Below are 18,785 nucleotides of genomic sequence, written 5' to 3'. Positions count from 1 at the left end.
CAAACTAACCACGAATGGTTGCTAACATAACTGCTTTTATAGTATGTAGTCTATTTTCGGCTTCTTCAAATACTTTTGAGTAACTTGAATTAAAAACCTCATTTGTAACTTCCAATTCACCATTTCCACCAAAATCTTTAATAACTGACTTGGCAACTTCGGTTTGATCATCATGGAAACTTGGTAAACAATGTAAAAATATAACTTCTTTTTTACCTTGTCTCATTTTTTCCATATTTACTTGGTAAGGTGTCAATTCTTTTATTCTGTTACCTCAAACAGAAGAGTCTTCACCCATTGAAACTCATACATCGGTTGCGATAGCATCTGCATCAATAGCAGCAGTTTTATAATCAGTTGTCATTGTTATTGATCCACCGTTTTCTTTAGCTATTTCTTGACAATTAATAAGTAGTTCTTCATCTGGTCAGAGTTCTTTAGGTGCACAACCAACAAAATGCATTCCTAATTTTGCACACACTACCATATAACTATTTGCCATATTAAATCGTGAATCACCAAAGTATACTAGTTTAATACCATCCATGTTTCTTATATCTTTAGCTTCCTGGATTGTCATTATATCAGCAAGCATTTGTGTTGGGTGTCATTGGTCAGTTAAACCATTTCACACAGGTACACCAGAATATTTTGCCAGTAATTCTACATCTTGCTGCTTAAATCCTCTAAATTGAATTCCATCAAACATTCTTCCTAAAACTTTTGCAGTATCTTCAATAGATTCTTTTTTTCCCATTTGACTTCCACTGGGTCCTAAATATACTGGGTGCATTCCCAATTCAAAAGCTCCAACATCAAAAGCACATCTTGTTCTTGTCGAATCTTTTTGGAATAATAACGCCACAGATTTTCCAGTTAAAGGTTTTTGCTCAGTTCCTGCATATTTCGCTTCTTTTAACTGTTTAGATAAATCTAATAAGTAATAAATTTCTCTTTGAGTAAAATCTAATAGTTTAAGAAAACTTCTTCCTTTTAAGTTTATTGCCATATTTTATAATCTCCTATTATCACTAAATATCTTCTCTTCAAATTGGCATTGACATACATCTTGGTCCTCCACGACCACGTGATAGTTCTGAAGATGCTATCTCATGAACTTTTATTCCAGCCTCTTTTAACTTATCAACTGTAATATGGTTTCTAGAATATGCAATAACTTCACCTGGTTTAATTGTCAATACATTTGTTCCATCATTTCATTGTTCTCTTGCTTGTGCAATTGGGTCTTCTCCCCCACACTTGATAAATTTAACCGGTTTATTAACTAACTCTGAAAGGTATTCTTCTAATTTTTTATCAACTTTTTTCATACCTTCCTTTGTAAACTCAAAAATTTCAAACTCATTAATATTTTCGAATATTAATGGGTGGGCTATAAATTTATCGTAATCAACGTTTGTAAATACAGTGTCTAAATGCATAAAGGCCCTGTTTTTAGTTTTTAAGTCAAGAGCAATAACTTTTTCATAAGGTATAGAATTATCATTTATAATTCTATCTGCAATTTTTTTAATAGCGTTCAAATCAGTTCTTTGTGAAACACCAATTATTAAAGCTTTTTGATTTAATACTAAAATGTCTCCGCCTTCTACGCTACCTTCTTCATCTCTGTTATATCAAAAGTTAACTTTATCTTTGAATCTACTATGATTTTTTAGAACAATATCAATAAATAAAGTTTCTCTTCTTCTTGTAATTGTATGCATTTGGTTTATAGTTGCACCATTACCTATTGATGCAAATGGGTCTCTTTGAAATAAAATGTTTGGTAATGGATCTACTACTAAAGGATACCCATCATCCATAGTCACATTTAATTCATGTTTTGTAACACCAGCAATCATTTTATCAACTAAGTCTTTATTAGAAAGATTTTGAAGATAAGTTTTCAATTTTTCTAAGTACTTTGGATCACAACCTGATTCTTCTAAAAACTTTTCTAATAAGAAATTTCTTAATTCTGGTTTTTCAGTTATTACTTCTTCTGTAAGTTTTTCAATATATAATACTTCAATACCATTTTCTTTTAAAGTTTTTGCAAATGCATCATGCTCTGCTTGCGCAACCAATAAGTCAGGTGTATCATCAAATAATAATCTTTCTAAAAGATCGGGTGATAAATTTTCTAATTCATTACCTGGTCTATGTAAGAGAACAGATTTTAATTCTCCAATTTCTGAATAAACATTGATAGCAAATTTTTCTGCCATAGTATACCTCCTTAAACGTATAACAGTTTTACAAATAAAAACTATAGAGAAATAATAATCTCTCCATAATTAAGATTACTACAACAAAAGTTCTTTAATGATAAATTTTCCAACATTGAAATTTATTTTAAGAATAATTTCTAGTTCCAAGTTAAAAAAAAGATACCTTTATTAACCAATTTTAACTTTGGTCTGTACTTGTTCGGTATCTTTTATTTCATCTGGGTCAATTGACCCATCGTCTTTAACTTTTATTACTTTCTTGACTTTACCTTTTTTATCTTTAACCACATACTCTTTAACACTATTTAATTTTTCTGATATGGCCATTAAAATTTGAGCATCAATCATTATAGTTTTACGCTCTTCTTCGTTTTTACCAACCAAAGCAGAATCAACCTTTTCTTTTATATCTTCTTTAGTAAACTTTTTACCAAGTAAATCATACTTATTAAGAAGGTTGTCAACATCTTCTTGACTTAATTCCATTTTTCTTTTATTTTGCTCTTGATATATTTCATCTAGTTTTGTCATTAATCCATTTAATATAAAGAATTGAAATCTTACTCTTTCAAGTTTTTGTAAATCATCTTTTAATTCTTCTTGTAATTGATTAAATCTTTCTTCTACCACTGGTCTTGAAAATTTCTCTTTATCAATATTTCATTCAGATAATATATCATTTATGTCTTTATCTGTTACATCAATAACTTTCTTTTCTTTAGTTTCTTTGACTTCACTATCATCAATTGATCTTACAAATGATTCATTTAGATTTTCTATAGATTCTTGAGCAATTAAAACTTTCATTCTATTAAATAACCTTGCAGATTCTTCAACATATTCATGTAATGGGTTATTTTGAGCGTATTGTTGTAGATAAATACCACTTCTTAATTTTTGCGATAAATTTATATGTCTTGTTCAATGTTTATCAAATGCTTGTAAAATTGTTCTTCTCTCTAATTCTGTAATTACATTTTCAGGGACATCTTTTATTTTAACTAAATAATAATCCATCATTTTTTCTTGAAGTAGTTTTGCAATTTGAGTTTTTTCAAAACCTTTTAAATCTTCTTCTTTTATTGCATTTGCTGCAACTAATTTTGAATCAATTGTATTAATTAATGAATTAATGTTAATAAGACTTTCTCCCCTTACAAGTTCTGAGTTGCTTTCTACAGTTTCAAAAGCAACTGTATATTGAAATCTTGCTATAACTTTTTTTAAATCATCTTGTAATAAAATAGAGTCTCTTTGTGAATACATTGCTTCTCTTTGTTGACTTAAAATATTATCATAATCTAAAACATTTTTTCTTTGATCAAAGTTTAAACCTTCTAATTTTTTTTGTGCATTTGTAATTGAACGAGTTAATAATTTTGATTCTATATGGTCATCACCTAATTTTAAGAATAACTGTCTTAATTTTGGAGCTGAGAATCTAACCATTAATTCATCTTCCATAGAAACATAAAATCTTGAAGTACCTGGGTCCCCTTGTCTACCACTTCTACCTCTTAATTGATTATCAATTCTTCTCGCTTCGTTTCTTTCAACACCCATTACAAACAATCCACCTAGTTTACGTGTCTCATCTGATAATTTAATATCTGTTCCCCTACCTGCCATGTTAGTTGCTAATGTTATTGCTTTAACTTGACCAGCTTTTTCTACGATTTCTGCTTCCCTATGATGGTTTTTTGCATTTATCATTTCAAATTTAAGTCCAGCTTTTTCCAAATATCTTGCAACTTGTTCTGATGATTCAACAGACGTTGTACCTATTAAAACAGGTCTTCCTAATTCATTTAATTCAACTAAGTCAGAGACAAGTTTTTTTAATTTTGCATTTTTTGTACCAAAAGTTAGGTCAGGTTCATCTTTTCTTATAATAGGTTTATTAGTAGGACAACAAATAACTCTTGTATTATAAATTTTTAAGAATTCTTCTTCTTCTGTTTTTGCAGTACCTGTCATTCCAGAAAGTTTATTATATAATCGATAAAAGTTTTGATATGTTATTGTCGCTAATGTAACTGTTTCTTCTTCAATTTCCACATTCTCTTTTGCTTGTAGTGCTTGATGTAAACCGTCACTATATGCTCTACCGGGCATAATTCTTCCTGTGAATTGATCAATTAAAACAATTTCCCCATCTTGTACAGTATATTCAACTTCTTTTTTAAATGTATAATTGGCCTTCAAGGCATTCATAATTAAGTGAAATAGTTCTGTATTTTTAACGTCAAATAAGTTTTCTAGACTAAAATAACTTTGAGCTTTTTCAATTCCTGTTTCAGATAAATAAACTTGTTTAAACTCTAAATCAATTTCTATATCTTTTTCTCTAGATATTTGCTTTGCAAACGTATCTGCAGCCTTGTATAAATTAATTCTATTTTGACTACCACCAGAAATAATTAAAGGTGTTCTAGCTTCATCAATTAATATTGAGTCAGCTTCATCAATTATTGCATAATTTAATTTTTTTTGTACTTTTTGTTCAAAATGATAAACCATATTGTCTCTTAAATAATCAAAACCTAGTTCTGCATTTGTTGTATATGTTATGTCCTGAGCATAGGCATGTCTTTTTTCATCCTTATTAAGAGATCTACCATTTAATCCAACTGTTAATCCAAGTAAACTATAAACTCTACCATTTATTTCACTATCTCTTTGTGATAAATATTCATTTACTGTAACAACGTGAACACCATCTCCAGTTAATGCGTTTAAATATGCAGGAAAAAGACCAGTTAAGGTTTTTCCTTCCCCAGTTCTCATCTCTGCAATATCTCCTTGATGTAATATAATAGCCCCTATTAACTGTACTCTATAAGCTTTTAATCCTAAAACTCTTGAAGCAGCTTCTCTAACAACTGCAAACGCTTCAATAAGTAAATCATCTAATGTTTCCCCGTTTTTTAGTCTTTCACGAAATTCAGCAGTTTTATTAATAAAATCTTCATCTTTAATATCTTTATACTTTTCTTCTAATGCTATAATCTTATCTGCTGTTTTACCATGATTTTTAATTATGACTTTGTCTCTTGCCATTTAAAAAACTCCTTTATATAAAAAAACTAAATTAATTATACCTCTTATTAATCATAAAATATTAATTCTTTGCTATTTTTATGCAATAATATAATTAAACAATAAATCTACTACTTAAAGCAAATATAAAAATATTTTAGTAAAAATAAAATCTTTTTATATTTGTTTTAAAAAACTATATTATTGTTTTTGCAGACTTATAATTATAAAATTAGATTGGTAGATAAAGTGGATTATTTCAATGTATTAGAAATAGAAACTGTTATAGAAAAAACAGAAGTTGTAAAAAAATCAAAATTTATCACCTATATTTGTAAAATCAGTAATAAAGATGAATTAGAAGTATTTTTAAAAAATAACAAAAGCGACAATGCAAGTCATAATTGTTATGCATACAAATATGGTTTTAAAAATGCGGTATATGGATATCACAATGATAAAGAGCCTTCTGGTACATCTGGTGAACCTCTTTTAAATATTATAAATAGCAAAAATTTAACAAACATTGCAATACTAGTAGTAAGGTATTTTGGTGGTGTAAAACTTGGTACTGGTAACTTAAAAAGAGCATACTGTTCAAATGCAATTAGTATTCTTACAAATATAGTTATAAAAAAAGCAAAACTTTTTTACAAACTTGTAATTAAATTTAACATACAAGATAGTAAACAAATAATTAATTGTATAAATAAAATCAATGAAACTAAAGATTTAAAGTTGAAATATGATGATAAAAAAGTTATATCTACTATTTTTATAAAAACAAAGGAATTATTAAAAGAAATATTATTTAAAATAGAAATACTATATGAAAAATTTGATTATTTTTAAACAGAAAGGCAAGAATGTATGAATAGGAAAAAAGTTGTAATAATCGATGGTTATCATCTATTACATAAAGGTTATTATGGTAGTCTTAAAAGGAAAAAAGTAGCTGTTAATAGAGAAGGTAAATTAATAAATGCAGTTTATGTTTTTGTTGCTAATATTTACCAACTTATTAAGTCAAAACAATACCACACAATAATAGTAACTTTTGATGTTGGTAAAGAATGTTGAAGAAGAGAAATATATCCAGAATATAAAGCAACAAGAAAAGATACACCTCCTGAGCTTATACCACAAATGCAACTAGTGAGAGATTTTTTAACATCTGCAAATATACCTTGATATGAAAAAGAACGTTATGAAGGTGATGATATAATGGGTACTATTTCAAGAATTGCTGTTAAACTTGGATATGATGTTGAAATCTTTTCAAACGATAAAGATACTTATCAACTAGTTAGTGATAATGTTACTATAGTTTCTCAACAATCTAAAAAGGCTGATAGGGAAATTGTTACAAAAGATATAGTAAACGAGAAGTTTGGGTGTTTGCCACATCAAATACCTGATATAAAATCACTTCTTGGTGACCAATCAGATAACATAAAAGGAGTAAAAGGGCTTCATTATAAAACAGCAATTAAATTAATTACTAAATATGGAAATGTAGAAAGTATATTTGAAAACATGGATGACTTTCCAATTGAAAAACAAAAAAAACTAGAAGAGTGCAAAGAACATGTTCTTAAAAACAAAAAAATAACTAAAATATTAAATAATGTAGAGATCGGAAGAATCGACTTCAGGCCATTAAGAGTTAATTATGTTAGATTTATGGGTTTTTTGAAAAGGGAAAGAATGTGGGCATTCACAAAAATGATTCTTGGTGATTATGAAGAACAACAAAAAAGATATTTGGAAAGAAAACAAATATTAGAAGATAAAGAAAACTTGGCTTAGCCAAGTTTTCTTTATTATAATCTTTGTCCGTTTTCATCAACTTCGTATAATCGTTGTGTTATGATTTTCACCTGATTGTGAGAAATTTTTAATATCCCACGGTGTAAGTGTATGTATTTTGTTACATTGTTAATGGTGTATTTCATATTACCAATAACAAGTGTAGAAACAATTGGAGCATGATTACTGTATACAGTTATTTTACCAGCAGTTGTTAAAATAGTTATAGACTCGACATCAATGTCATCTAAATATGTTTCTTCAGGAGTAACAATTTTTAACTTAAGAGTTTTATCCATTTGTTTTCTCGTTAAATCTTTCTAAAACATCATCGATAGAACCTGCATACATAAATAAAACTTCTGGTACATTATCTAATTCACCATTTAAAATTGCTTTAAATGATCTAATAGTATCACTAACTTGAACGTACTTACCTGATCTTCCTGTAAATTTTTCTCCAACAGTGAAAGGTTGTGACATAAAGTTTCTTACTTTTCTTGCTCTATTAACTATTATTTTATCTTCTTCTGATAACTCTTCCATTCCCAATATTGCAATAATTGATTGAAGTTCTTTATACTTTTGTAATGTTTCTTGTACTTTTAAGCTTATTTGATAATGTTCTTCACCTATTATTTGTGGATCTAACATTCTTGAACTTGAACCTAAAGGGTCAATTGCTGGATAAACACCAAGCGATGCAATTCCTCTATCCAGAACAACTCTTGCATCAAGATGGGTAAATGTAGTTGCAGGTGCTGGGTCAGTTAAATCATCGGCAGGAACATAAACTGCTTGAACAGAAGTAATAGAACCTTTTTTTGTAGAAGTAATTCTTTCTTGTAATGCTCCCATTTCAGTTGATAAAGTAGGTTGGTAACCAACAGCAGACGGCATTCTTCCTAATAGAGCTGAAACTTCTGACCCAGCTTGTGTGAATCTAAATATATTGTCAATAAACAAAAGAACATCTTGTTTTTTAAAATCTCTAAAATATTCAGCAATAGTAAGTCCTGTTAGTGCTACTCTCATTCTTGCACCTGGTGGTTCATTCATTTGACCAAAAACTAGCGTAGTTTTATCAATAACACCTGCTTCAATCATTTCGTAGTATAAGTCATTACCTTCTCTTGTACGTTCTCCAACTCCAGCAAAGACTGATATACCACCATGTGCTTTAGCTACGTTATTTATAAGCTCTTGTACTAAAACTGTTTTACCTACTCCAGCTCCACCAAATAAACCAATTTTTCCACCCTTTGCAAATGGCATCATTAAGTCGATAACTTTAATACCTGTTTCAAGAATTTCAGCAGATGTAGCTAATTCATCATAACTGGGTGCTTGTCTATGTATGGGCATTAATTCAGCATCTTTAACCGGAGGTTTATCATCAATTGGATCACCTAATACATTGAACATTCTACCAAGAACTTTATCACCTACTGGAACTGAGATTGGTCTACCTGTATTAACAGCTTTTTTTCCTCTTATCATTCCTTCTGTAGGTCCCATAGCAATGGTTCTAACTAGATCATCACCTATATGTTGTACTACTTCCAAGACCAGTTTTACGCCATTATTGTCTACTTCAATTGTGTTAAACAACTCTGGTAATTCTGAACTTTTAAATTTAATATCCACAACAGGGCCGAGAACCTGAACTACTCTTCCTTCCGTTACTTTATTCATTTTAAATACCTCCATTAACCATTTTGTGCATTTGCACCACCAACAATTTCACTAATTTCTTGAGTAATGCTCTCTTGTCGTTTTCTATTGTATAAAATACTTAATTTATCAGCAATTTCTTTACCATTTTTTGTAGCAGACTCCATTGCAAGTCTTCTGCTTGCTTGCTCTGAAACTTGTGATTCAATAATAGTTCCAAATAAGATAGTGTTGAGATACATTGTAACGCTTGTTTGCAAAACAGTAGATGCATCTGGTTCAAGAGTAAGATCATCATTATCATTTTTTTCTTTAGGAACTTCTATCGGTAACATATTCATAACAGTCGCATCAAATGTAACATTATTTACAAACTTTGTATATATTATTTTTATCGAGTCAAATTCCTTTTTTAAATAATTTTCTAAAAGTCAGATAGAAAGTTCTCTAGATTGTTCATTTGAAAAGTCTACATCAATGTTTGTTAAAGACCTATAAATATTATAATTATTAAACTTTGCAAAATTATATACTTTTGTACCAATTGGGAAAACTAAATCTTGTTGGCCAACATGTTTTTTTAGTAGTTTCAATACACTTGAGTTATATCCACCACATAGACCAAGGTTAGACCCTATAACTATTCATAAAGTTTTACTTAATACTTGGCCATCTCTTTTCATAAAATTAGAATCACTTGTGTGTGAAATTATGTAATTGAAGATTTCATAAACTTCGGTTAAATAATTTTGGATATTACCCAATCTTTTTGATATCTTTTTCAATTTTGCTGTTGCAACAAGTTCCATAGCACCTGTAATTTTACCAATATCTTTGGTTGATCTAAGTTCATTTTTTAACTCACTTAAATTTGCCATACTCTAAAGCCCTTGAAATTCTTTTTCATCGCCATAGTCAGAAACTACTCAACCTTTTATTTTTGATGTTTGAGTTTTTAAAAGTAGAACAAGTTGTTTGTAAATATCTTTTTCAAGTTTTTCACTAAACTCTTTTTCTGTCTCTAATAATTTTCTTAAAGCTATGCCATTTTTATCTGTTGTAAAAAAACTCATTATTGATTCTTTGTAAGTTCCCATTTCTGAAAGAGGTAACCATTTAATAAGTCTTTTTTTAATTGCAAGTAATATTATAGCTTGATCAATTTGTGATATTGGTTTATATTGTCTTTGTTTTAAAAGTTCCACAATCTTTGAACCATGATCTAAGGTAGCTTTCGTTGCATCATCTAGGTCACTTCCAAACTTGGCGAATGCTTGTAATTCATAATATTGTGCTAATTCAAGTTTTAAAGTTCCAGCAGTTTGTTTGATGGCTTTAATTTGTGCAGATGAACCAACTCTTGAAACTGATAAACCTGTATCAACAGCAGGTCTGATACCAGAATTAAATAATTGTTCTGACAAAAATATTTGACCATCTGTTATTGAAATAACATTTGTAGGTATGTAAGCTGAAATATCTCCTGCTTGCGTTTCTATAATTGGTAAAGCAGTTATACTTCCACCACCAAACTTTTCATTAACCCTAGCAGCTCTTTCAAGTAATCTTGAGTGTAAATAAAATACATCTCCAGGATAAGCTTCTCTACCTGGTGGTCTTCTTAATAATAATGCTAGAGTTCTATAAGCTATGGCATGTTTAGATAAATCATCATATATTATTAAAACATCGTCACCATTTGCCATTCATTCTTCTGCAATTGAGACACCAGTGTATGGTGAAATATATTGCATTGGAGCAGGTTCTGAGGCTGATGCTGATATTACGACTGTATAGTCCATTGCGTTTGCTCTTTTTAGCTTTTCAACAACTTGAGCAACTGTTGATTCTTTTTGTCCAATAGCAACATATATACATTTGACGTTTTTACCTGCTTGATTAATAATTGCATCTATTGCAATAGCTGTTTTTCCAGTTTGTCTATCACCTATTATTAATTCTCTTTGACCTTTTCCAATAGGAATAATTGAATCAATAGATAGTATTCCTGTTTCTAAAGGTTGATTAACTGATTTTCTAGACATAACTCCTGGTGCTATTTTTTCCACATAACTAAATTTTTTATTTTTTAGAGGGCCATTACCATCAATTGGCATACCTATTCCGTTAAGTACACGTCCTAATAATTCATCACCAACGGCAGTTTCAACTATTTTTTTAGTCCTTAGAACTTTGTCACCTTGCTTGATTTTAGAATCATCCCCCATTACAACAGCACCAACGGCACCATCTTCAAGGTTTAGGACCATTCCATATATATCATTTGGAAATAATAATAATTCACCCATCATTACATTATCTAAACCATACAATAAGGCAACACCGTCACCGATGCTTGCCACCTTACCTTCTTCAGACTCTATAATTTTTTTTTCGTAATCTTTTATTTGCTTTTTAATTACTTCTGATATTTCATTAATTTTAAGCGACATCATGATCACCTCTTAATTTCTGTTTTCCTTAATTTTAACTTTCATATCTTCTATTTTACCTTTAACTGAGAAGTCGTAACTCTTGTTTGCAACCTCTACAACTATTCCAGCTATTATATCTTTATCTATAATGTTTTCAAAGTTCACAGTTTTACCTAATTTAGAGGATAACTTTTTTTCAATCATTGAAATAGTATTTGATGGTAACTCAAATGATGAATATATGATACCGTGCTCAATTTTTTTGTACTCTCAAATTTGCTTTAATGCGTATTTAAAAATTGGTTGAATTGAACCAAACACTTTTCTTTTTATCATTAATTTAATAGCATTTACAATGTTAATGTCAAAACTATCTTTCAATGTTTTATCAATAATTAATTCTCTATCCTTTTCATTTATAAAACTGTTTGAAAAAAACTTTTCAAATTCATAGTTATTTTCAAATAAATTAAGAAGATCTTTTAAATTATCAATATAAACATCTAACTTATTTGTTTCTCTCGCAATTTCTGATAATGCTGTTGCTCAATTATGAATTACACTTTGGTTTTCCATACTTAATTTCCGTCTATACTATCTAAAAAATCATTAATTAGTTTTTCGTTATCAGATTTTGATATAGATTTAGCAACAACTTTTTCAGCAACATCAAAAGCAATATCTATAATTTCTTTTCTTATAGTTTCTCGAGCTTCATTTTTTTCAAAATCTAAAATCTTATTAGCATGTTCTTGAATATTTTGAGCTTCTTTTTTTGCATTATTAATAATTTCAAACTTTATACTGTCAGCTTGTCATCTTGCAGAGTCAACAATACCTTTTGCTTCATCTTTTGCTTTTTCTAAAAATCTTGCTGCATCAGCATTATTTTTATTTGCAATTGTTTGTTTTGATGATGCCTCATCTAATAATGCATTAATTTTTTTTCTTCTATCTTTTATTGCTTGTCTAAAAGGTTTGTAAACTAATTTAGATAACAATAATATAATGACAATTGTTGATAAAATGTGTGCTATTAATATTGGTAAGTTTGGAAATAAACCCTCAATAATATTTGGTAGACCATATTTTTGACTATCATCTAAAAAATTAATCATACTATGCAACAAATATTAGAAGAATACTAATAACTAAAGCATATATGGCACCAGATTCTGCAAAACCAGCAGTAATAATTAATGTTGAAGTAACTTTTGGAGCTACTTCTGGGTTTCTTCCAATTGCAAGACAAGCACCATAACCTACTAACCCTTGACCAAGGCTCGCACCTATCATACCAAAACTACAGATACCTGCACCTAGTAATTTATAACCGTCTCCTTCAGCTAAAAATAAAAATTGTGAAAATAATGTATAAATAGGTAACATTGTAATCAATGAACCTCCTGTTAAAATACAAGAATTTCTTAAAACTTCTGCAAACATAAATGTGTCTCCTTTTTACTCTTCTTCAGATTCTCCATGTGCTGCACTAGATCAATATGATAATGTCAACATTGAGAATACAATTGATTGAATTACTCCATCAAATAAATCAAAATATAAATGAAGTCATGGCATTAATATAATGGTAAATATATTTAAACCAGACCAAAAGTATTTATACTGTGTAGTTCAGTCCCCAATTATTGATTGAGAAACTGATTCTGAACCACCAGCAAAGCTACCTTGAAAGTTTATTAATGCTGTGTATAAAAGTGCTAATATAACACTTCCACCCAGCATATTTCCAAATAACCTAAATGAAAGTGAAATAAGAGGAACAAACTGTCCAACTAATTCAACAGGATTTAAGTATTTTTTAAAGAATGCTAACTTTTGATATCTTATACCAAAATAATATATTCCTATAAATGTTACAAATGCAAGTGAAAGTGTGGTTGTATATGAAGTTGTTAATGGTTCAAAACCAAATAATGCAACAATAGAAGATATAACAATATACATAAAAATGTACATTATATATGGAGTTAATTTTCTATGTTCTTTGCCCATTACAGATATAACTATACCTTCAACCTTACTTACAAACATTTCCGTAATCACTAAAAAACCAGACAACTCTTTATTTTCATCATGGTTCCTAATTTTAACATTGTAAGTAATACAAAACGTGCATATTATTACAAATGTTAAAAAAATTGAAAATAATTGCGGAGTTAAAGATAATCATCCATCAAACAATCCGTCTTTAACCAAAAATGAGACCATCTAACCTCCTCCTTTTTTCAATAGATCAACTATATAGACTTTAATTATTTGTTTTATTTTTTATAAAAGGTAATAAAAAAACACCATACAAACCAATTAAAATTCCAATAGGCGAAACTATATTTTGTAAATAAAAACTTATAAGGAATGGAACTATGTAAATTCCTAACTTTAATATAAACAACATTAAGTACAAGAAAGGGTCAATAGTTGATAATAGTTTTTTAACTAAAAATTGATTATAAAAAAAACCAGACCAGCTACAAGATATTCCTAAAAAATAACCAACTAATCACGGATAATTAACTTTCTTTAGTATTATTAAAGTTAAGATTACTGAGAAAACCAAGATTAAACTAATTAAATATAAAAAAAATTTTTTATTTTTGTATACATTCATCGTTCAATCCAGTTCCATCAATTTAATATTACTCCTAAATAAATAATTATTTTAAATTTTTTTAAATTATTTGGTACCAAAAATTCTGTCACCAGCATCACCTAAACCTGGGACTATGAACCCATCATCATTTAAAACTGGGTCTAAACTTGCAGTGTATACATCTACATCGGGATGTTCTCTTTGTAATTTATCTACACCTTCTTGTACAGAAACTAGACATACAAACTTGATTTGTTTCGCGCCCCATGATTTTGCTATTTCAATTGCTTTAGAAGCACTCCCTCCTGTTGCAAGCATAGGGTCTACAACTATGACATAACTTTTGTCTATATTTTTTGTTTTTTTTGCATAATACTGTACTGGTTCTAGCGTTTCTTCATTTCTATACAAACCAATATGTGCAATTCTAGCAGTTGGTACTAACCTTTGAATACCTTCCGTCATACCTAAACCCGCTCTAATTATTGGAATCAAAACAACAGGTATATCAATTGTATAACCTTTTGTTTTTATTACAGGTGTGTTAATATCTATTTCTTTTACAGGAACATCTCTAAAAATTTCATATACCATTAATTGACCTATTTCATTAAGGTTTTCTCTGAAATCTTTTGAAGAAGTTTCAACTTTTCTCATTCTTGTAAGTTTATCAATTATTAATGGGTGTTTAATTATATTAAATGACATATATTCTCCTTCTTATAAATTATTTAGTTTATTAACTCTATTTTGGTGTCTTTCACCTTCAAAACTTGTACTAATAAAAACATCAATAATGTCAAGTGCTTTTTGAACAGCTATGACTCTTGCACCCAAAGCTAATATATTAGCATCATTATGTTTACGAGCCATTTCTGCAGCTTTCTCATCATAACAAAGAGCAGCTCTTGCGTTTTTAACTTTGTTTGCAGCAATTGAGATTCCAATACCGCTGCCACAAATAACAATGCCTAAAGTATTATTTTCAACTGCCAATTTTGCAGTGTTATAACCAAAGTCAGGATAATCTACTGCAGAAGAAGAATCTGTTCCTATATTAATGACTTCATATTTTTTATTTTCTAAGTACTCTACTATTTTGTTTTTCATTTCAATAGCAGTGTGATCATTACCTATAAATATTTTCATATAATCCTCCTAGATTAAATATACCATTTATTTGCAAAAAAATCAGGGACACCCCTGATTTACTAATATTCTTGTTCGTAAATTTCTTTACCTTTTTTAATAATTTCTTCACTTCCAGTTAAACCTGTACCTGCAGGTATTAGGTTTCCTAACATAATATTTTCTTTTAGACCTTCTAATTTATCAACTTTTCCTTTTATAACAGCCTTAACTATTACTCTTGCTGTATCTTGGAATGATGCAGATGAAAGTCAAGAGTCAGACTCAAGTGGGGCTTTCTTAATACCAAATATTACATTTTTTGCAAGTGGTGGTTTTTTATTATTCAATATAGCTTCTTTAACTTCGTTTCTGAAAGCTTTAGCTGAAATAACTTCACCAGGTAATAATTCAGTTTCCCCTGAGTCAATGATTTTTACCTTATTAAGCATTTGCTTGATAATAATTTCAATATACTTATCTGAAATTTCTATACCTTGTAATCTATAAACTTTTTGAACTTCTTTCAAGATATAGTTTTGAACATCTTCAACACGTGCTACTTCTAATAATTCTTTAATATTAACAGCACCCTCAGTTAACTTTTGCCCTCTTGTTACATGTTCACCTTCAGCTACACGAAGGATTGCACCATATTGAGATTTGTATCTTTTTTCGTCTTGGTCTGATTCGACTACAATAGAAACAATGCCATCCTCTTCTTTAGTTTCTTTAACAATACCATCAATTTGTGAAATTATTGCTATAGAACCTTTAGGAGTTGTTATATCAAGTAATTCTTTAATACGTGGTAATCCCTGGGTGATGTCAGCTCCACCAGCAACCCCACCAGTATGGAATGTACGCATTGTAAGTTGAGTCCCTGGTTCACCAATTGATTGTGCTGCAATAACACCTACTGGTTCGCCAATTGTTACAACTTCTCCAGTTGCTAAGTTAATACCATAACATTTTTGGCAAACTCCTCTTTCAGTATCGCAAGTTAATATAGTTCTGATTTGAACATCATCAACTCCTGATTCAATAATTCTGTCAGCCACTTCTGCAGTTATTAATTCGTTTGCACTAACAATTACATTTTCATTTTTGTCTTCAACATCTTCAAATGTATAACGTCCAATTAATCTGTCTCTTAACGGAACAATTACATTGTCATGTTTTGTTTCGATAATTGAGTGAACTCAAAATCCTTTGGCAGGTGAACAATCTTCTTGAGTCACAATTATTTCTTGTGATATATCAACTAACCTACGTGTTAAATATCCTGAGTCAGCTGTTTTTAAGGCAACGTCTGCCATACCTTTACGCGCACCGTGAGTAGATATGAAATATTCTGACACAGTTAATCCTTCACGGAATGAAGATTTAATAGGTATTTCTTTAATATCACCTTTGGGGTCATTCATAAGACCTCTCATACCAACAAGTTGTGTAAAGTTTGAAACATTACCACGAGCACCAGAGTCAGCCATAACAAAAACAGGGTTTTTTAAATCATGTTTTAATATTTGTTCAAGTTTGTTTTGGATTGTGTCTTTAACATTAGATCAAACAGCAATAACACGACGTTTTTTTTCTGTTTTAGTTAACATACCTGAATTGTAAAATTCAGTAATTTTTTTTACTTTTTCATCAGCAATTTTGAAATCTTCGAATTTTTCAGTATATGCAACAACGTCTGCTGCACTTATTGTAGTACCTGATTTAGAAGAAAATTTAAATCCAAGGTCTTTCATATTATCCAACATTTGAGCTGTCTTTTGCGCTCCATAAGATTGGAAATAACGTTCTATAATTAAAGATAGTTCTTTTTTCTTTATAGGCTGTTGTAAAACGTAATCTTTTTCAATATAGTCTCTTATATTTGTATCTATGCTAACTAAAAACTTCTTAACTTCAGCCTCTGCATTCCATATATTAGAGTTAATAATTCAAGGAAACTTCTCTGTGAACATTTGATTAAATATAATTTTACCAACTGTTGTTATTAAAATTTTATCAAGGTCTTGTTCATCAAATGGTTTATTGTGTAGTTCTTTAACAGGTATTCCTACAACTGCATTTAAAGAAACACTTTTTGTTTCATACGCCAATATAACTTCATTATATGATGAGAATAAAGTACCTTGACCTAATAACTCCGGATTATCAGATTCCTTTTCTTCAGTTGTAATATAATAATTACCTAATATCATATCTTGAGTAGGAGTAACAATTGGTTTACCATCTTTTGGACCCAAAATCGCTTTAGAACCAAGCATCAATGCTCTTGCCTCAGCTACAGCTTCTTCGCTTATTGGTAAATGGACAGCCATTTGGTCTCCATCAAAGTCGGCATTGAAAGCAGTTGTAACAAGAGGGTGAAGCCTTATTGCTTTTCCTTTTACTAGTTTTGGTTCAAATGCCTGGATACCTAATCTATGAAGAGTTGGTGCTCTATTTAAAAGAACTGGTCTATCTTTAATTACTTCTTCTAAAACGTCTCAAACTTTTGAGTCATTAGCCAATATTAATTTTTCTGCTACTTTTACATTTTCAGCATGTCCATCTTCTTGAAGTTTTTTAATTACAAATGGTTTAAATAATGTTATTGCCATATCTCTTGGAATACCTGCTTGATACATTTTCAAATCCGGACCAATAGCAATAACTGATCTTCCTGAATAATCAACACGTTTACCAAGTAAGTTTTGTCTGAAACGACCTTGTTTTCCTTTTAAGATTGAAGTTAAAGACTTCAATGCTCTCTTATCTTTACCAATAACTGGCCTAGGTTTACGTTCATTATCTAATAGTGCATCAACCGCTTCTTGTAGCATACGTTTTTCGTTATTAACAATTATACTTGGCGCTCCCATTGCCTTAACTTTTTTTAAACGCTCATTTCTTATTATTATTCTTCTATATAGGTCATTTATTTCTGATGTTGTAAATCTACCACCGTCTAATTGAATTATAGGTCTAATATCAGGAGGTATAACAGGTATAACTCTTAAAATCATTCATTCTGGTCTAGATTCTGATTTTTTTAAAGAGTCTAAGATTTCAAGTCTTTTCATTAGCTTACTTTGATCTGTTGAACCTTTTTTCTCTTTTAAATCTTCTTTAATTTTTTTAATTTCCTCATCAAGGTTAATACCTTTAAGTAAATCTTCAACAGCACTTGCTCCAATACCAAATTTTGCATTTGTGTGTCTTGAAATAAAAGTGGCTGCTTCATCCATTGAAAAAGGACTTTGTGTCGTACTTAATTGCTCAATTAATTTTGTAGCACGTTTAAAAGAAAATTCCTCTTGTTTCAAGTTTTCACGTAAGTCTTCAAGTGTTTTTAAAAGTTTTTCTCTCGTTTTAATACTTGCCTTACCATTACCTAAATCTAAAACTTGACCTTTTTTAAGGTGTTTTGAATTACCTGGGTCTAAAACGATGTAACTTACGAAATAAACCACTTCTTCAACTTCCTTAGTTTTTAAATCTAGAATAGAAGCAATTCTTGAAGGTGCAACTTTAAGCATTCAAATATGTGTAACAGGTTCTTCTAATTCAATATGACCCATTCTTTCACGTCTTACAATAGATTCTGTTATCTCAACACCACAACGTTCACATATTTTACCCTTATTTTTGACTTTTTTATACTTTCCACAACTACATTCATAGTTTCTAGTTGGTCCAAATATTCTTTCGTCAAATAAACCTTCTTTCTCGGTTTTGAGTGTTTTATAATTTATTGTTTCAGGTTTAGTGACCTCACCACGAGATCAGCTTCTTATAACTTCAGGAGAAGCTAGCTCAATTTTTATCATTCTTTTATTTTTATTAACCATACCT

The 18,785-nt window shown here is 29.7% G+C and carries 17 protein-coding genes; 2 read left to right on the top strand and 15 right to left on the bottom strand.

Features of this window, described 5'->3' with window-relative positions:
- Positions 1–4 precede the first annotated feature (4 nt).
- The 3 genes from argF to secA all read right to left on the bottom strand — a co-directional run bounded on the left by argF (position 5) and on the right by secA (position 5,294).
- Positions 5–1,009, bottom strand: coding sequence for an ornithine carbamoyltransferase (gene argF, locus STURON_RS00300; protein ID WP_075047917.1), 1,005 nt, complete (start codon positions 1,007–1,009; stop codon positions 5–7).
- Positions 1,010–1,031: 22 nt separating this feature from the next.
- On the bottom strand, positions 1,032–2,231 hold the full coding sequence (locus STURON_RS00295) for an arginine deiminase (protein ID WP_075047916.1): 1,200 nt from the start codon (positions 2,229–2,231) through the stop codon (positions 1,032–1,034).
- A gap of 171 nt (positions 2,232–2,402) precedes the next feature.
- Complete coding sequence (secA, locus tag STURON_RS00290; RefSeq protein ID WP_075047915.1) at positions 2,403–5,294, bottom strand: preprotein translocase subunit SecA; 2,892 nt, start codon at positions 5,292–5,294, stop codon at positions 2,403–2,405.
- 216 nt (positions 5,295–5,510) lie between these two features.
- On the opposite strand from secA, the gene STURON_RS00285 reads away from it, so the two are divergent.
- Together STURON_RS00285 and STURON_RS00280 are read left to right on the top strand one after the other, a co-directional pair.
- On the top strand, positions 5,511–6,125 hold the full coding sequence (locus tag STURON_RS00285) for an IMPACT family protein (RefSeq protein WP_158500501.1): 615 nt from the start codon (positions 5,511–5,513) through the stop codon (positions 6,123–6,125).
- Between the two features lie 18 nt (positions 6,126–6,143).
- Positions 6,144–7,082 (top strand): 5'-3' exonuclease, encoded by a 939-nt coding sequence (locus tag STURON_RS00280; protein ID WP_075047914.1) that lies wholly within the window; start codon positions 6,144–6,146, stop codon positions 7,080–7,082.
- 14 nt (positions 7,083–7,096) lie between these two features.
- Here the strand turns inward: STURON_RS00280 and STURON_RS00275 are convergent, their stop codons facing one another.
- From STURON_RS00275 to rpoC, 12 genes are all read right to left on the bottom strand, one after another.
- Positions 7,097–7,381, bottom strand: coding sequence for a F0F1 ATP synthase subunit delta/epsilon (locus STURON_RS00275; protein ID WP_075047913.1), 285 nt, complete (start codon positions 7,379–7,381; stop codon positions 7,097–7,099).
- The gene (atpD, locus tag STURON_RS00270) at positions 7,374–8,777 is read right to left on the bottom strand and encodes a F0F1 ATP synthase subunit beta (protein WP_075047912.1); all 1,404 of its coding nucleotides are present in this window, start codon (positions 8,775–8,777) and stop codon (positions 7,374–7,376) included. Before atpD ends, STURON_RS00275 begins: the two co-directional genes overlap by 8 nt.
- Positions 8,778–8,791: 14 nt before the next feature.
- Positions 8,792–9,634, bottom strand: a complete 843-nt coding sequence (atpG, locus tag STURON_RS00265; protein WP_075047911.1) for an ATP synthase F1 subunit gamma — start codon at positions 9,632–9,634, stop codon at positions 8,792–8,794.
- 3 nt (positions 9,635–9,637) lie between these two features.
- Positions 9,638–11,209: a F0F1 ATP synthase subunit alpha gene (atpA, locus tag STURON_RS00260; RefSeq protein WP_075048895.1), complete on the bottom strand. Its 1,572-nt coding sequence runs from the start codon at positions 11,207–11,209 to the stop codon at positions 9,638–9,640.
- Positions 11,210–11,221: 12 nt separating this feature from the next.
- A complete protein-coding gene (locus STURON_RS00255) occupies positions 11,222–11,767 on the bottom strand; it encodes a F0F1 ATP synthase subunit delta (protein WP_075047910.1) in 546 nt (181 codons plus the stop codon).
- A gap of 2 nt (positions 11,768–11,769) precedes the next feature.
- Complete coding sequence (gene atpF / locus STURON_RS00250) at positions 11,770–12,309, bottom strand: F0F1 ATP synthase subunit B (protein WP_075047909.1); 540 nt, start codon at positions 12,307–12,309, stop codon at positions 11,770–11,772.
- A gap of 1 nt (position 12,310) precedes the next feature.
- Positions 12,311–12,580 (bottom strand): ATP synthase subunit c family protein, encoded by a 270-nt coding sequence (locus STURON_RS00245; RefSeq protein ID WP_075047908.1) that lies wholly within the window; start codon positions 12,578–12,580, stop codon positions 12,311–12,313.
- A 72-nt stretch (positions 12,581–12,652) separates the two neighbouring features.
- Positions 12,653–13,423 carry a F0F1 ATP synthase subunit A gene (locus STURON_RS00240; protein ID WP_144416170.1) on the bottom strand — a complete coding sequence of 257 codons (771 nt, stop codon included), beginning with the start codon at positions 13,421–13,423 and terminating at the stop codon, positions 12,653–12,655.
- Between the two features lie 40 nt (positions 13,424–13,463).
- On the bottom strand, positions 13,464–13,841 hold the full coding sequence (locus STURON_RS00235; protein ID WP_236681166.1) for an MG406 family protein: 378 nt from the start codon (positions 13,839–13,841) through the stop codon (positions 13,464–13,466).
- 48 nt (positions 13,842–13,889) lie between these two features.
- Positions 13,890–14,513, bottom strand: coding sequence for a uracil phosphoribosyltransferase (gene upp, locus STURON_RS00230; protein ID WP_075047906.1), 624 nt, complete (start codon positions 14,511–14,513; stop codon positions 13,890–13,892).
- A 12-nt stretch (positions 14,514–14,525) separates the two neighbouring features.
- Positions 14,526–14,954 carry a ribose 5-phosphate isomerase B gene (rpiB, locus tag STURON_RS00225; RefSeq protein ID WP_075047905.1) on the bottom strand — a complete coding sequence of 143 codons (429 nt, stop codon included), beginning with the start codon at positions 14,952–14,954 and terminating at the stop codon, positions 14,526–14,528.
- 62 nt (positions 14,955–15,016) lie between these two features.
- A complete protein-coding gene (rpoC, locus tag STURON_RS00220) occupies positions 15,017–18,781 on the bottom strand; it encodes a DNA-directed RNA polymerase subunit beta' (protein WP_075047904.1) in 3,765 nt (1,254 codons plus the stop codon).
- Positions 18,782–18,785: the final 4 nt, after the last annotated feature.

The sequence above is a fragment of the Spiroplasma turonicum genome (assembly GCF_001262715.1).
Classification (GTDB): domain Bacteria; phylum Bacillota_I; class Bacilli_A; order Mycoplasmatales; family Mycoplasmataceae; genus Spiroplasma_A; species Spiroplasma_A turonicum.
The sequence above is the reverse complement of the archived record's forward strand: the minus strand, read 5'-3'. Positions and strand labels throughout refer to the sequence as shown.